Here is a 14,000-nt window from a genome sequence, read left to right as displayed (position 1 = left end):
CCGGAGAAGTTCTCCGCTTATTCCCGGCCCGGGTGCCGGGTGCCGGGTGCCGGGTGCCGCGTACCGCGTACCGGATGCGGTCGGCCGGCGGCGGCTATCCGTGCGCGGCTCGCGCGAAGAGCGTGCCCAGCGGCGGGCAGGCGATCTCCCGCCCGAGCAGGCGCAGCCCTTCCCAGACCGTGACCTGATTGGCGGTGAGGACCGGCTTGCCCAGCTCGGCTTCGAGGTCGGGCAGATACGCGGCGGTGTGCAGGGCGGTGTCCGGCAGCAGCACCGCCTCGGCGTCGGGGTGGTCCCCGGCGCGGGCGAGCCGCAGCACTTCCTCGCGTCCCCAGGTGCCGACCTCGGCGGCGGTGATGATGCCGCTGCCGCGGGTCGAGAGGACCTCCGTGCCGGCGGACTTCAAGAACGCCTGGAAGCGCTCGGCGACGTCCGTCGGATAGGTGGCGGCGATCGCCACCCGGCGCGCGCCGAGCGCCTGGAGGGCGTGCGCGAAGGCGAAGGACGTACTGGAGGCGGGCAGCGCGGCCGTGGCGGACAGCTCCCGTACCTGTTCGTGGGCGCCCTCCCAGCCGAAGACGAAGCTGGCGCTCGTGCAGGCCCAGACGACGGCCTCGGCGCCGCGCTCCTTGAGATCGTCCACGCCGGCCGCGAGCCGGGCGGCCGAGCCCATCTCCAGGAGCGCGTCGACCCGGTGGGCGTCCTCGCCGATGTCGGTGTGCACGAGCGGCAGCCGGACCGTGCCGCCGAGCAGCGCTTCGAGCCGGGGGTAGTCGTCCTCCGCGGAGTGGCCGGGGTAGAGGAAGCCGACCGATGCCATGCAGATCTCCCTTGGGTGTGCGGCGGTGGGTGCGGGTGTCGGGGTGCGGGCTGCCGACGGCGGTGCCGCCGGCGGCCCGCGGTGGGTGGACGGGCGAACCGGCCTCAGACCGGGGGCTGGGGCCCGGGATCGTCGGGAAGGTAGGCGGACGGCTCGGCGCCGTCACCCACCTCCGCGTCGGCCGGCACCGGCGACCCGGCGAACGCGGCCTCCGGCGTCACCCCCGGCCGGCTCTCCGGAACACCGGTACCCGAGCCGGTCATCGCGGCCGGGCCGCGCCGCGCCACCGGGTCGAGCAGGGCCTGGTACGGGCCCACCGCGTCCACGCCGATGGCGCGCAGCGCGGCCCACATCGTGACCTGGTTGGCGGACAGCACGGGCATCCGCAGCTCGGCCTCCAGCTGCGGGATGACGTCGTAGGTCGGCAGGTTCGTGCAGCTGATGAAGAGCGCATCGGCCGCACCGACGACGGCCGTGCGGGCCATGTCGACGACGTCGCGGTAGGGCACCTTCCAGATGTGCCGGGTCAGTCCGAGGTAGGCGCGGCCGGTGACCGTGATGCCCGCCTCGCCGAGGTAGTCCTCCAGTGAGTCGGTGACCGATTTGGTGTACGGGGTCACCACCGCGATGCGCCGCGCGCCGATCTCGCGCAGCGCTTCGATGAGTGCACCCGAGGTGGTGAGAGAGGGAACCTCCCCCGCCTGGGCCATGGCGGCGCACATGGCCCGCTCGCCCACCACCCCCGCGACGAAACTGCCGGAGGTACAGGCATAGGAGATGACCTGCGGGGAAACCGCGCAAAGTGCCTGCACGGCGGCCTGCAGGGTTTCGTGCTCGCTGACCAGGCGGGCCAGGTCGAGGCTGACCTCGACGGGCACGAACGGAGTCCGGGTGAGGTGGAGGGACACATCGTCGGGAACCCAGCGCCACAGCTCACGGTCGAGTGCGAAGTCGAAGGGCGCGACGACGCCCACGCCGAGCTGAGGCTGTGGGCCCCCGAGAAAAGAGACGTCCATGAAGGCCCCTAGAAGAAACGAAGGGCGGGAATGGCCAGGCCATTGGCCGTGGGAGGTGGTGCAGCCGGTGCATGCCGGGACGTCGGAACAGAGCCGTTGTTGACACGGTAGATACGACTTCTTAGCGTGGTCAATCCTCGCATCTCAGGCACTTTTCGGCGTCCCTTTCCTTCATACGGGACACACGTTTCAGAACGGTTTCCGGCTATGCCCAAAAGCACCGTCCTCGTCCTCGGTTCCGACCCGCCCCCGAACCTGGATCGTCTCGCCGGCCGGGCCCAGGTGATCTACGCCGACGCCTCCTCGCTGGCCGACCGACTGCCCACCGCCGATGTGCTGTTGGCCTGGGATTTCACCTCGGACGCCGTCCGGGAGGCATGGCCCGAAAAGGGCCCCAGGCCCGGCTGGGTGCACACCGCCAGCGCCGGCGTGGACCGCCTGCTGTGCCCGGCGCTGATCGCCGACGACACCCTGGTGACCAACGCGCGCGGCGTCTTCGAGCAGCCGATCGCCGAATACGTCGCCGGACTGGTGATCGCCATGGCCAAAGATTTTTACGGAAGTTGGGAACTCCAGCGGCAGCGGCGCTGGCAGCACCGCGAAACCCTCCGGGTGGCGGGCAGCCGAGCGGTGGTGGTGGGCTCCGGGCCGATCGGCCGGGCCATCGGCACCACCCTCCTGGCACTGGGTGTCAAGGTCGATCTGGTCGGCCGCCGGGCGCGGGAGGACGATCCGGACTTCGGCTTCGTACACCCGGGTGACGCCCTGAACGACCTGCTGCCGCAGGCGGATTGGGTGGTCTGCGCGGCGCCCCTGACGGACGCCACCCGCGGCCTCTTCGGCAAGGAGGCGTTCGCCCGGATGCCGGCCGGGGCCCGGTTCATCAACATCGGGCGCGGCTCCCTGGTCGTCGAGAAGGATCTCGTCGCGGCGCTGCGCGGCCGGCAGATCGCGGCCGCCGCGCTGGACGTCTTCGAGGAGGAGCCGCTGAGCACCGACAGCTCCCTGTGGGACGTGCCGCACCTGATCGTCTCGCCGCACATGAGCGGGGACACGCTGGGCTGGCGGGACGCGCTCGCCGAGCAGTTCCAGGACAACTTCGACCAGTGGTCGGCAGGCGAGCCGCTGCGCAACCTCGTCGACAAGCGGCTCGGGTACGTACCGGTGCAGTGACGGTGCGGGCCGTTGGGCCCCAGGCAGCCCCCGCACCCCGCCCGCACCCCGACCCCGGGGGCGGCCAACGCTCGGAGGACGCATGACGACCGAACCGACCGACCTCGCCGACTTCACCGCCACCGCGCTGACCGCCGGGTACGCCGCCGGCGACTTCTCCCCCGTCGAGGCCACCCGCGCCGTCCTCGAGCGCGCCGAGGCCGCTCAGGCCCGCACCAACTGCTTCACCCGGATCTCCGCCGACGAGGCGCTGGCCGAGGCCGGCGCGTCGGCGGAGCGCTGGCGGTCCGCCGAGCCCGCCGGCCCGCTGGACGGGGTGCCGGTCACCGTCAAGGACCTCCTGCTGACCCGGGGCACGCCGACACTGCGCGGCTCGCGGACGGTCCGGGCCGAGGACTCGGCCTGGGACGAGGACACGCCGTCGGTCGCCCGGCTGCGCGAGGCGGGCGCGGTCTTCGTGGGCAAGACGACCACCCCGGAGTTCGGCTGGAAGGGTGTCACCGACAGCCCGCGGCACGGGGTGACGGGCAATCCGTACGCCCCGGACCGCACCGCGGGCGGCTCCAGCGGCGGCAGCGCGGCGGCGGTGGCGTTGGGCGCGGGCCCGCTGAGCCTGGGTACGGACGGCGGCGGATCGGTCCGGATCCCGGCGTCCTTCTGCGGGATCTTCGCCCTGAAGGCCACCTACGGGCGGGTCCCGCACTATCCGGCCAGCCCGTTCGGGACGCTGGCGCACGTCGGGCCGATGACCCGCGACGCGGCGGACGCGGCGCTGATGATGGATGTGATCTGCGGAGCGGACTGGCGGGACTGGTCACAGCTGGGGCCGGTGGCCGGCTCGTTCCGTGCGGCGCTGGACGGTCCGGTGGCCGGGCTGCGGGTGGCGTTCAGCCCGTCGCTCGGCTGGGACGTGCCGGTCGCGCCCGAGGTCGCGGCGGCGGTCCGGGCGACCGTCGAAAGGCTCGCCGGGCTCGGCGCGGTGGTGGAGGAGATCGACCCGGGCATCGCCGACCCCGTGGAGGCCTTCCACACGCTGTGGTTCAGCGGCGCGGCGCGGGTCGTCCAGCCCCTGGACGACGCGGCGCGCGAGTTGCTCGACCCGGGGCTGCGGGAGATCTGCGAGCAGGGCGCCCGCTACAGCGCGCTGGACTATCTGGCGGCGGTGGACACCCGCATGGCGCTCGGTCAGGCGATGGGCCGCTTCCACAGCGCCTACGACCTGCTGGTGACACCGACCGAGCCGATCACCGCGTTCGAGGCCGGCGCCGAGGTGCCGAAGGGGTCCGGCCACTCCCGCTGGACCGGCTGGACGCCGTTCACCTATCCCTTCAACATGACGCAGCAGCCCGCCGCGACCCTGCCCTGCGGGGTGGACGGCGACGGGCTGCCGATCGGCGTCCAGCTGGTGGGGGCACGGCACGCGGACGCGCTGGTGCTGCGCGCCGCGCACGCGCTGTACGGAGCGGGGGCCGCGGAGATCCCCGCGCCCCCCGCTCCGTAGGGAGGTCGACGACGGTCCCTGGGAGAGCTAGGCCCGCCGGAAGCTGAGGGTCTCCCCCAGGGCGCCGGCCCGCCACAGGTCCTGGCAGGCGTCCGCCATCCGGTCGAGGCCGTCGACGACCGCACCCCACACGATGCCCGGCACCCAGCCCGCGTCACCGTTGATCAGCAGGTTGTTGCGCTCGTAGAAGAGCGCGAGATCGACGACGGTGGCGCGGCCCTGGTGCTTGGCCTCCTGTTCGTAGCCGTAGGAGGCGGTGCCCAGCTGGGTCTCGCTGAAGGTGAAGTAGCACAGGTCGCCGGGGATCGGGGTGATCGTCGGGTTCTCCAGCGGCGGCTCCTGGGGAGCGAACGGTGGGACCAGGGCGTAGATCTCGTTGCGGGCGTACTTGGCGTGGTAGACGTCGCCGCCTAGCGGGAGGGCGTTCCAGACGGCATTGCAGGTGATCGGCGCGCGGTCGTCGAGCAACTTGGCCGTGCAGCTGACGCCGCGCTTGTCCAGGGAGACTTCGATGAAGCGATCGGTCATGCCCAGATCGTAGGGGTGCAATACCGGCCAACGGAACAAGTCCCTTGACTCGATCCGTCCCATTCTCCTTGCTCTCGCTTTCATCAAGGGCTGGAAACGATCGGCATATATTCGACGACTTTCGGGTAGTCGCGCGCCCATGGCTCCACCACAGGGGAACACCTCAGAGGTCACACATCATTCATCAGGCGGCATCCGTCGTCGCTCGCTGCTCGCGGGGGTAGTGGCGCTCGGCGCAACGGGTGCGATAGGAGCAACCACCGCCTGCAGCCGGGTCTCGACCGCCGAGGCCACGGACGGGGGGCATCTGCTGGAACGGCTGCGCGCGAAGGGCTCCGTGACGCTGGGCCTGGCGGGCGAGCAGCCCTACGGATACATCGGCCGGGACGGCAAGATGACCGGCTCGGCACCCACCATCGCCCGGGTGATCTTCAAACGTCTCGGCGTGCCCAAGGTCGAACCCTTTCCGACCGATTTCGGCTCGCTGATCGTCGGGCTGAATTCCCAGCAGTTCGACGTGGTCGCGGCCGGGATGTACATCAACCCGGAGCGCTGCGCAAAGGTCATTTTCGCCGACCCCGAATACCAGATGCTGGACGCGTTCGTGGTCCGAAAGGGCAATCCGCTCAAGCTCCACTCCTACAAGGACATCGCTCGTATCGGGGCAAAGATGGCGACCGGTGTCGGCTATGCCGAAATCGGATATGGCGAGGAAGCCGGCGTCAAGAACATCACCACCCTGCCGGACCAGCTGGCGGGTCTGCTCGCCGTCGAGCAGGGTCGGGTGGACGTCTTCGTCGGTACGGCCGTGACCGTGCGGAACGTCGTACGGGACTCGAAGACCACCAAGGCCGAGGCGACCGGAGAGGTCACCCCGTACGTGAAGGGCAAGCCGGTCATCGATGTCGGCGGCTTCGCGTTCCGCACTCCGGAGACGAATCTGCGCGACGCGTTCAACCGCGAGCTGCACAAGATGAAGAAGTCCGGCGAACTCCTCGAGCTCATGCGGCCCTTCGGCTTCACGAAGGATCAGATGACGAAGATCACCGCCAAGGAGAAGTGCCGGCCATGAGCGATATCAGCTGGGGTTTGTGGAAACTCCTCCTCGACGGCGTCTGGATCACCATCCAGTTGACCGTCTACAGCGCGGCACTCGGCGCGGTGGTGGCCTTCGGGATCGGCATCGCGCGCACCCACCGCCTGCGGATCGTCCGCTTCCTGTCCGGCGCCTACTTCGAGATCTTCCGCGGCACCTCCGCGCTGATCCTGATGTTCTGGGTGTTCTTCGTGCTGCCGATGGCCTTCGGCTGGCAGCTGGTCCAGTTGTGGGCCGCGGTCCTCACCCTCGGCCTGACATACGGCGCGTACGGCTCCGAGGTCGTCCGCGGCGCCATCGCGGCGGTCTCCCCCGCCCAGCGCGAGGCGGGCATCGCGCTCAGCTTCTCGCCCGCCCAGCAGCTGCGGAAGATCATCCTGCCGCAGGCCTGGCCGGAGATGGTCCCGCCGTTCAACAACCTGCTGATCGAGCTGCTCAAGGGCACCGCGCTGGTGTCGCTCCTGGGCGTCCCCGACATCACCTTCGGCGCGCAGCTGGTGCGGAACGCGACCGCGCAGAGCGCGCCCGTCTACACGATCATCCTGGTCATGTACTTCGTACTGGCCTTTGTGCTGACCCGGGGGATGCGGGTGGTGGAGCGGCACGCCAAGACGGGCATCGGCCAGGCCCCACCGAAGCGGGCCGGACTGACATCGAGGTTGAGCATCGGCCGGCAGTCGTCTCCGATCGGCCCGGTGGCCCGTACGGCCGCCGGCCCGACGACCGGCGCCGCAGCGGAAGGTGATGTGTGATGAAGTTCGACTGGTCCGCGGTCGGCGACTTCATGCCGGCGTTCTGGCGGGGCGTCGTGGTCACCCTCGAGGTGCTGGCGCTCGGCTCACTGATGGCCTTCGCGCTCGGTCTCGTATGGGCACTGGCGCAGCGCTCCTCTCTCAAGGTGGTGCGCTGGCCGGTGACCGCGCTCACCGAGTTCGTGCGCAACACCCCGCTGCTGGTGCAGCTGTTCTTCCTCTACTTCGTCATGCCCGAGTGGGGCATCACGCTGACCGCCATGGTCACCGGCGTGATCGGGCTGGGGCTGCACTACTCGACGTACACCGCCGAGGTCTACCGCGCCGGTATCGAGGGCGTGCCCGTGGGGCAGTGGGAGGCGGCGACCGCGCTGAGCCTGCCGCGCAGCCGCACCTGGATCGCGGTGATCCTGCCGCAGGCGGTCCGCCGGGTCGCCCCCGCGCTGGGCAACTACGTCATCGCGATGCTGAAGGACTCCCCGATGCTCGTCGGCATCGGTGTGCTGGAAATGCTCGGCGAGGCACGGCAGTTCTCCTCCGAGACCTTCCAGACCGTCGAGCCCTACACCGTCGTCGGTATCGCCTTCATCCTCATCGCCTACCCCGCTTCTCTTCTTCTGCGAGCCCTGGAGCGTCGCCTTGTCCGCTGACAGCACCCCCAACACGTCCAAGAACACCGCGAGCGGGCAGGACGCCGCGTCCGGCGCCGGCGGGGAGGGCACCAACCCGGCCGTCGACGGCAGCGAGTTGATCCGCTTCGACAAGGTCACCAAGCGCTTCGGTTCGCACACCGTGCTCGACTCGCTGGACATGAAGGTCTTCTCCGGCAAGCACGTCACCCTGATCGGCCCGTCCGGCTCCGGCAAGACCACGATCCTGCGGCTGATGATGACGCTGCTGAAGCCGGACGAGGGCACCATCACGCTCAACGGCGAATACCTCACCCACGAGCAGAAGGGCGGCAAGCTCGTCCCGGCGAGCGACCGGCACAGCCGCGAGGTCCGCAAGAACATCGGGATGGTCTTCCAGCAGTTCAACCTCTTCCCCAACATGAAGGTGCTGCGGAACATCACCGAAGCGCCGGTCCATGTGCTCGGACTGGACAAGGACGCGGCCGAGGAGCGCGCCCGCGAACTGCTGGACCTGGTGGGCCTGACCGAGCACCTCGACAAGTACCCCACCCAGCTCTCCGGCGGCCAGCAGCAGCGGGTCGCCATCGCGCGGGCGTTGGCGATGCGGCCGCAGGTCCTCCTGCTGGACGAGGTGACCTCGGCGCTCGACCCGGAGCTGGTGGCCGGCGTGCTGGACGTCCTGCGGGACATCGCGCACACCACGGACATCACGATGCTCTGCGTCACCCACGAGATGAACTTCGCCCGGGACATCTCGGACTGCGTGATGATGTTCGACGCCGGCCGGGTCATCGAGTTCGGCCCGCCGGAGCAGATCTTCACGGACCCGGAGCACGAGCGGACGCGGGAGTTCCTCAGCGCCGTGCTGTAGCGGCGGCCGGTCACCGGTCCCGGCGGAAAGTTGGCTTGATGGAATTCCTGCGACCGCCGGGACCCGTGCGACTCTCGTGACGGACGCCCCGTCGATGCTTCTGGTGCGCCCCCAGCGCACGCCCGGACACCTCTCTCTGCGCCCCCCGTCTCGCACGGAACGGAGCCCGGCCCACCCCGAAGGGCCGGGCTTCGGCACGTCACACGGCATCGACCCGGCGCATCGCCAAACCTCTACCATGCTCCTGGCATATGCCAGGGAAACTCTCCCCTGCACAGACGCGTGAAAGGCATCGTCTTTCGGTCAAGACCCCCTCCATCGCGGGCCGTTGACCGCTATCGTGATACGAGCCCCGTTGTCCGGGAACGACTGCGCATGCGCCGCCGTGACCGCCGACGAGGTGACGACGCAAGCGGTACCGACCTGCTAGGGGGACACCGTGGCGCTGAAGCCCGAGCCGACCGCGCCGTTCCATTCGGTGCAGTACGCCCTTCGCGTGCTCGAAACGATCTCCAGGCACGCCGACGGCGTGACCGATGTCCAGGTCGCACGCGAAACCGGCCTGCCCTCGGGCCACCTCGCCCACATGCTGTCGATGCTGCGGCGCGAAGGCTATGTGGAACAGGTCGCGGACGGCGCGTATGTGGTCGGCGAATCGCTGCTCCTGCTGGGATCCGGCGGCGACCGGAACCACGCGCTGCGCGACAAGCTCCAGATCACGCTCGACGAGCTGCGCGATTCGGTGGGTGCGGCGGTCTACATCAGCCGCTACATCGACGGCGAGGTGAAGATCCTGCACTACGCCGACGGGCCGCTGGCGCCCAAGGTCAACGAATGGGCCGAGTTCCACCGCACGGCGCACGCCAGTGCGGTGGGCAAGTGCCTGCTCGCACAGCTGGACCACGACGGGCGCAAGGACCACATCTCTCGCCACAAGACCGCCCGGCTCACCTCCCGGACGATCACCAACGAGAAGATCCTCTTCCACAAGCTCGACAGCCAGCCGCCGACCGTCCCGGTGCTGGACCTCCAGGAGTACGCCGTCGGCACGGTCTGCGCGGCCGTACCGATCACCGCCGGTTCGACGGTCGGCTGCCTCGCCCTGTCCATGCCCCTGGAGCACGCCCACCGTCTGCGCCAGGCCGCCGACGCCCTCAACCGCCGGGCCGCTCCGGTACTGCTGTCGCTGGCGATCTGACGGCGCGGACGGGCCGCCCGGACGTGGTCGGAAGCACCCTTGAGGACCAGGTAGTATTTCTTTCGTCAGCGCGCGCCGCTAGCTCAGTTGGTTAGAGCAGCTGACTCTTAATCAGCGGGTCCGGGGTTCGAGTCCCTGGCGGCGCACCTGTGAAATGGGCGTTCCCGGTTATCCGGGAGCGCCCATTTCGGCGTTCTCACCTCTCCAGAAGAGGGGCCCGAGCGTGCTCGCGGTAGTGGGCCAGGAGCGCGGCGCGGTCGGCGGCGGTGAAGCGGCGGTACGTGCTTCCCGCGGGTGCTCCCCCGGGGCCGGGAGTCGTCGGCGTCCACCAGACCGGTTCGGGGCAGCGGAATCCGGCCCGCCGGAGGGCGACCCGGTGCACCTTGTTGGTGGCGGTCACCGGGAGCGTCTCCAGGAGCCGGACGAAGCGCGGCGCCATCTTCGTCCCGAGGTCGGGCTGGGCGGCGAGAAAGGCCGCGAACCCCGCCGGGTCGAACGCCGTGCCGGTTCGCATCGCGAGGGCCGCCATGACCTGGTCGCCGGCGACGGGGTCGGGTACGGCATAGACGGCGACACCGGTGGCCGGTGCGTAGCGGGCCAGGATGTTCTCGATCATCGCGGCGGCGACGTTCTCGCTGTCGACGCGCAGCCTGTCGTCCGTGCGGCCCGCGAAGTGGAAGAACCCCTCGGCGTCGCGGAAGAAGAGGTCCCCGGTCCAGTACCAGCCGGCGCCGACCCGCCCGCCCCGTCGGCCGCGGGTGCGCGCGGCGGTGGCCTCCGGGTTGCGCCAGTACCCCTCGAAGGAGCTGCGGCCGCGGTTGACCAGCTCCCCTATGGCCCGGTCGCCGTTCAGCAGCCGGCCGTCGGCGTCGAGCCGGGCGCGCGGCAGCTCGGCTCCGGTCTCCGGGTCGACGACGGCGAGATCGTCACCGGGGGCGGGCCGGCCGATGGCGCCGGGCGGGGTGTCCGGGGAGCGTTGGAGCGCGGCGCCGCCCTCGGACGAGCCGTACCCCTCCGTCAGGCGGACCCCGAAGCGGTCCGCGAAGCGCTCGGCGTCGACCGCGCCCGCCTCGGTCCCGAACCCCGCACGCAGCGGGTTGTCGCGGTCGTCGGGAGCCGGCGGCGTGGCGAGCAGGTACTGGACGGCGCGGCCCACATAGGTGAAATACGTGGCGCCGAAGCGGCGGACGTCCGGGAGGAAGGCGGAGGCCGAAAAGCGACGGCGCAGCGCGACGGCCGCGGAGCCGGCCAGCGCCGGGGCCCAGCCGGCGATCACGGCGTTCCCGTGGAACATCGGCATGCAGAGGTAGTGCACATCGTCCGGCCGCACCGCGAAGTACCCGGCCAGCGAGCGCCCGGCGGCGGCCAGCCGGCCCTGCGTGCAGATCGCGGCCTTGGGTGCGCCGGTGGAGCCGGAGGTGAAGTACAGCAACATCCGGGAGGCGGGGGTGGCGGCGGCGTCGGGGATGTCGTCGGGCCGGGCCCGCGCGTAGGGCCTCAGGAGCTCGAGGTAGGCCGGGTCGTCCACGACCAGGACGCGCCCGGGCGGGAGCGGCAGCGCCACGTCCGCCAGCAGGGGGAGGTGGGCGCGTTCGGTGATCAGCAGCGCGCAGTCGGTGTGGGTGATGTCGCGGGCGAGCTCGGGACCGCGGCGGGTGGGGTTGATACCGGCGACGGCGGCTCCGGCGAGGGCGGCGGCGCCGAGCCACAGCGGGTACTCGGGGACGTTGTCGAGCAGCACCCCGATGTGCGGCTCGGCGCCGCGCGGCAGCAGATCCCGGAACAGCGCCGCCCGCGCGAGCGCCCCGGCGGCCGTCTCGTGGTGCGTGCGCACCCCCTGGGCGGACAGCAGGCCGGTGCGGTGATCGCCCCACTGCGCCCGGACCAGTTCCGCGACGGTCGCCGGGGCGGCGCTGCTGCCGGGGGTGCGGTTGCCTGGGATGCGCTTGCCCGGGATGGGGTTGCCTGGGATGCGGTTGCCTGGGGTGTCGTCGTCGGGGGTGCGGTGGGCTGCCATGGCGCCGGAGGGTAGTTGACGGGGCGTCAGATGTGGAGTCCCGTCCGGGCCGGAAACGGCCGCGGGCCCTCCCGGGGGAAGACGGGAGGGCCCGGCGGGACATGGGGCGGCCGGCGCCGCCGGGCCCGATGCCAGGAGGAGGAGGGGCGGGAGGAGGGACGGGAGAGGGGTGGGGCAGGAGGGGCGCGGCGGGCGTCAGGGCCCGGGCGCCGGGGCGCGGGTCAGGAGAGGTCCACGTCCGAGCAGGCATAGAACGCGTTGCCGGTGTCGGCGATGTTCCAGACGCCCAGGATGATGTGGCGTCCCGACTTCTGGGTGGGCACGGTGCCCTGGTGCTGCACCGTCGCGCCGGGCTGGGCGCCGCCCATCGGGACCGTCATGAAGGGCTCCGGCTCCAGATCGGCCCGGGTGAGGGGCTTGGTGGGGTCGTAGCCGTCCTTGGTGATGAAGTACTCGAAGTCCGTGGTGGAGTGACGTGCGGTCAGCCGCCAGGTGAAGGTGTAGCCCTGCCCCGGGGAGAGCTTGGTGCCCGGCCACTTGCCGCCGCGGGGGTCGTCGAGTTCGGCGAAGTTGTCGTGCCCGCCGGAGCAGATCTTTCCGTCCGCCGGCCCGGCGGCCGGGAAGCCCTTGGGCGCCTCGACGCTCTGCGGTTCGTACTGGATCGCGCCGCAGTCCTTGACCGTCCCGGCGGCACAGAGCGCCTGCCGGCTGGGGGGTGCGTCGCTGTAGCCGTGACTTGCGGCGCTGCCCGTCGCGAGCAGGGAGGCACCGGCGATACCGAGCCCGACCACGACAGCACTGATCCGTTTGCGCATGCTTCGCTCCTGAAGAACGTGGGGGGAGTTCCGTGAGCCGACGATGTGCGGTCTAGACCAAACGGCAGACTAATGAGGGACGTTGGACATGTCCAGACCAATGACCGCTACAACTGCGGCGTTACGGGGCGAGCACGGCTCCCTCGGCTGTGTGTGTCGGGGCGAGCACGGCCTCCCTCGGCCGTAACGGCGCCGCCGGATGCTGCTCCGGAGGCGCGTCGGGGGGGGCGTCGGGGGGGCGGCCTCTCTCGCGGCTCTGACCTGCGCCGGGCCGCACCGGCGACCGGCCGGGCCGCACCGCCGGCGACCGGCGGTGCGGCCCGGCGCGCCGGCGCTCACTTCCTCTCGCGTGCGGGTGCGGGGTGCGGCCCCGGGGTCAGGCCGCGGCCGGGAGGGGGGCGGCGGCGGGCCGGGCGGCGGCGTGGACCAGGGAGGTGTAGGTGCGGCGCAGGGCGATGAGGGATTCCTGGGCCTCCCGGTAGACGGCGGCATCGGGACCGCCCCGGTGGGCGAGCGTGCGGACCGGGGCGCAGTGGCGGTCCATGGCGCTCAGCCAGGCGCGGTGGGACGCCGGGAGATGGCGCCGCTGGAGCTGCCGCCTGCCGTCACCCGGCCGTCGCCCGCCGACGCCGAGAACCGCATCCGCGGCCTGGAGGACCGGGGGTTCCAGAGCGCCCTGTTCGGCGAGGGCGCCGAGGACCGCGCGCTGCTGCGGGGTCGTCGGGGCGGCTGCCAGTTCCGCCGCCTCGGCGCGCAGTTGGGTGCGCAGGGCGTGCTGGACGCGGACGAGGCGGCGCAGCGCCGTCGGGGTGGAGGAGTCGTCCGGTGACCGGCCCGCGAGGGTTTCGGCGAGCCGGAACAGCCAGATCCCGTGCGCCTCCAGGCGGGTCGCGGCCAGCATCAGCCGGTCGAGGCGGCTGAGCGGCTGTCCCTCGGGGGCCCAGCGGACGATGGGGACGAGCGTTTCCGTGCGGGCCAGTTGGTCGATGGGGAGGTGCTTGCGGGGCTTGCGTTCGGGGGCCCAGTTGTGGAGCGCGAGGGTGGGCAGCGCGACGAACTGGTCGTGGTCGATGCGGTGGGCGACGGCCGCCCACAGGTCGAGGAACCCCTCGTCGGCGGCCCGGCGGGCGGCCGGAGCCTGCGGGTCGAGCCCGTTCCAGCCGCAGGAGACCGCGATCACCGCGACGCGCATCGCCGCGGCCTCCGCGTTGCGCGGGGACAGCCGGGAGACGCGTTGCCGCAGGGCGCTCAACTCATCGGCGCGGTGGGCCCGTTCCACGACGGCGACGGCGGCCTCGCGGTCGGGGGCGTGCGCCGCGGCCCGGGCCATGGCGTCCAGCCGGGTCCACGTCCCGATCATGGAACGGACCGGGGGCCGCTCGGGCAGGAAGCCGTGCGGGCGGGCGTCCTGCGGCGAGGCGCACGACGGCGACGGCGACGGGAGGGAGGAGGCGGCGCCCGCTCCGTCCGCTCCGTCCGCGGGGCGTCGTACCGCGGTGCGCTGCGCGGGCGGCATACCGAGGTCGGACAGGGCCGCGCCGTCGAGGCCGGTCGAGGTCGGCATGATCGGCATGATCGGCA

Annotated in this window: 13 protein-coding genes and 1 tRNA gene; 8 read left to right on the top strand and 6 right to left on the bottom strand. The window is 71.5% G+C overall.

The annotated features are described in order from the left end of the window. Positions 1–94: 94 nt before the first annotated feature. Positions 95–820 (bottom strand): aspartate/glutamate racemase family protein, encoded by a 726-nt coding sequence (locus ACGFML_RS10170; protein WP_393541973.1) that lies wholly within the window; start codon positions 818–820, stop codon positions 95–97. Between the two features lie 104 nt (positions 821–924). Next, positions 925–1,836: a decarboxylase gene (locus ACGFML_RS10165; RefSeq protein WP_393541971.1), complete on the bottom strand. Its 912-nt coding sequence runs from the start codon at positions 1,834–1,836 to the stop codon at positions 925–927. A gap of 207 nt (positions 1,837–2,043) precedes the next feature. On the opposite strand from ACGFML_RS10165, the gene ACGFML_RS10160 reads away from it, so the two are divergent. Both ACGFML_RS10160 and ACGFML_RS10155 read left to right on the top strand, forming a co-directional pair. Next, positions 2,044–3,009: a D-2-hydroxyacid dehydrogenase gene (locus ACGFML_RS10160; protein WP_393541969.1), complete on the top strand. Its 966-nt coding sequence runs from the start codon at positions 2,044–2,046 to the stop codon at positions 3,007–3,009. 82 nt (positions 3,010–3,091) lie between these two features. Beyond that, positions 3,092–4,510 (top strand): amidase, encoded by a 1,419-nt coding sequence (locus tag ACGFML_RS10155; protein WP_393541967.1) that lies wholly within the window; start codon positions 3,092–3,094, stop codon positions 4,508–4,510. A 27-nt stretch (positions 4,511–4,537) separates the two neighbouring features. Here ACGFML_RS10155 and ACGFML_RS10150 read toward each other — a convergent pair whose 3' ends face one another. Further along, positions 4,538–5,038: a DUF3830 family protein gene (locus ACGFML_RS10150; RefSeq protein ID WP_393541965.1), complete on the bottom strand. Its 501-nt coding sequence runs from the start codon at positions 5,036–5,038 to the stop codon at positions 4,538–4,540. Positions 5,039–5,177: 139 nt separating this feature from the next. Here ACGFML_RS10150 and ehuB point away from each other — a divergent pair, with 139 nt between their 5' ends. The 6 genes from ehuB to ACGFML_RS10120 all read left to right on the top strand — a co-directional run bounded on the left by ehuB (position 5,178) and on the right by ACGFML_RS10120 (position 9,733). Then, on the top strand, positions 5,178–6,110 hold the full coding sequence (gene ehuB, locus ACGFML_RS10145) for an ectoine/hydroxyectoine ABC transporter substrate-binding protein EhuB (protein WP_393541963.1): 933 nt from the start codon (positions 5,178–5,180) through the stop codon (positions 6,108–6,110). Then, positions 6,107–6,886, top strand: a complete 780-nt coding sequence (ehuC, locus tag ACGFML_RS10140; protein ID WP_393541961.1) for an ectoine/hydroxyectoine ABC transporter permease subunit EhuC — start codon at positions 6,107–6,109, stop codon at positions 6,884–6,886. Before ehuB ends, ehuC begins: the two co-directional genes overlap by 4 nt. After that, entirely contained in the window at positions 6,886–7,536 is a 651-nt protein-coding gene (ehuD, locus tag ACGFML_RS10135; RefSeq protein WP_393541959.1) for an ectoine/hydroxyectoine ABC transporter permease subunit EhuD, read from the top strand. Before ehuC ends, ehuD begins: the two co-directional genes overlap by 1 nt. A gap of 97 nt (positions 7,537–7,633) precedes the next feature. Further along, positions 7,634–8,389 carry an ectoine/hydroxyectoine ABC transporter ATP-binding protein EhuA gene (gene ehuA, locus ACGFML_RS10130; protein WP_393542718.1) on the top strand — a complete coding sequence of 252 codons (756 nt, stop codon included), beginning with the start codon at positions 7,634–7,636 and terminating at the stop codon, positions 8,387–8,389. A gap of 439 nt (positions 8,390–8,828) precedes the next feature. Continuing rightward, positions 8,829–9,587, top strand: a complete 759-nt coding sequence (locus ACGFML_RS10125; protein ID WP_393541957.1) for an IclR family transcriptional regulator — start codon at positions 8,829–8,831, stop codon at positions 9,585–9,587. A 72-nt stretch (positions 9,588–9,659) separates the two neighbouring features. Continuing rightward, positions 9,660–9,733: transfer RNA gene (locus ACGFML_RS10120), tRNA-Lys, on the top strand. A 50-nt stretch (positions 9,734–9,783) separates the two neighbouring features. Here ACGFML_RS10120 and ACGFML_RS10115 read toward each other — a convergent pair. From ACGFML_RS10115 to ACGFML_RS10105, 3 genes are all read right to left on the bottom strand, one after another. After that, positions 9,784–11,604 carry an AMP-binding protein gene (locus tag ACGFML_RS10115; protein WP_393541955.1) on the bottom strand — a complete coding sequence of 607 codons (1,821 nt, stop codon included), beginning with the start codon at positions 11,602–11,604 and terminating at the stop codon, positions 9,784–9,786. A 221-nt stretch (positions 11,605–11,825) separates the two neighbouring features. After that, complete coding sequence (locus tag ACGFML_RS10110; protein WP_393541953.1) at positions 11,826–12,419, bottom strand: lytic polysaccharide monooxygenase; 594 nt, start codon at positions 12,417–12,419, stop codon at positions 11,826–11,828. Positions 12,420–12,795: 376 nt separating this feature from the next. Next, on the bottom strand, positions 12,796–13,983 hold the full coding sequence (locus ACGFML_RS10105) for a hypothetical protein (RefSeq protein WP_393541951.1): 1,188 nt from the start codon (positions 13,981–13,983) through the stop codon (positions 12,796–12,798). Positions 13,984–14,000: the final 17 nt, after the last annotated feature.

The organism is Streptomyces sp. NPDC048650 (assembly GCF_043199095.1).
Lineage (GTDB): Bacteria > Actinomycetota > Actinomycetes > Streptomycetales > Streptomycetaceae > Streptomyces.
The sequence above is the reverse complement of the archived record's forward strand: the minus strand, read 5'-3'. Positions and strand labels throughout refer to the sequence as shown.

Coding starts and splice junctions, on each gene's coding strand:
- ACGFML_RS10150 (WP_393541965.1), bottom strand. CDS start 5,038: ATGACCGATCGCTTCATCGAAGTCTCCCTGGACAAGCGCGGCGTCAGC.
- ACGFML_RS10155 (WP_393541967.1), top strand. CDS start 3,092: ATGACGACCGAACCGACCGACCTCGCCGACTTCACCGCCACCGCGCTG.
- ehuD (WP_393541959.1), top strand. CDS start 6,886: ATGAAGTTCGACTGGTCCGCGGTCGGCGACTTCATGCCGGCGTTCTGG.
- ehuC (WP_393541961.1), top strand. CDS start 6,107: ATGAGCGATATCAGCTGGGGTTTGTGGAAACTCCTCCTCGACGGCGTC.
- ACGFML_RS10115 (WP_393541955.1), bottom strand. CDS start 11,604: ATGGCAGCCCACCGCACCCCCGACGACGACACCCCAGGCAACCGCATC.
- ACGFML_RS10110 (WP_393541953.1), bottom strand. CDS start 12,419: ATGCGCAAACGGATCAGTGCTGTCGTGGTCGGGCTCGGTATCGCCGGT.
- ehuB (WP_393541963.1), top strand. CDS start 5,178: ATGGCTCCACCACAGGGGAACACCTCAGAGGTCACACATCATTCATCA.
- ACGFML_RS10165 (WP_393541971.1), bottom strand. CDS start 1,836: ATGGACGTCTCTTTTCTCGGGGGCCCACAGCCTCAGCTCGGCGTGGGC.
- ACGFML_RS10170 (WP_393541973.1), bottom strand. CDS start 820: ATGGCATCGGTCGGCTTCCTCTACCCCGGCCACTCCGCGGAGGACGAC.
- ACGFML_RS10160 (WP_393541969.1), top strand. CDS start 2,044: ATGCCCAAAAGCACCGTCCTCGTCCTCGGTTCCGACCCGCCCCCGAAC.
- ACGFML_RS10105 (WP_393541951.1), bottom strand. CDS start 13,983: ATGCCGACCTCGACCGGCCTCGACGGCGCGGCCCTGTCCGACCTCGGT.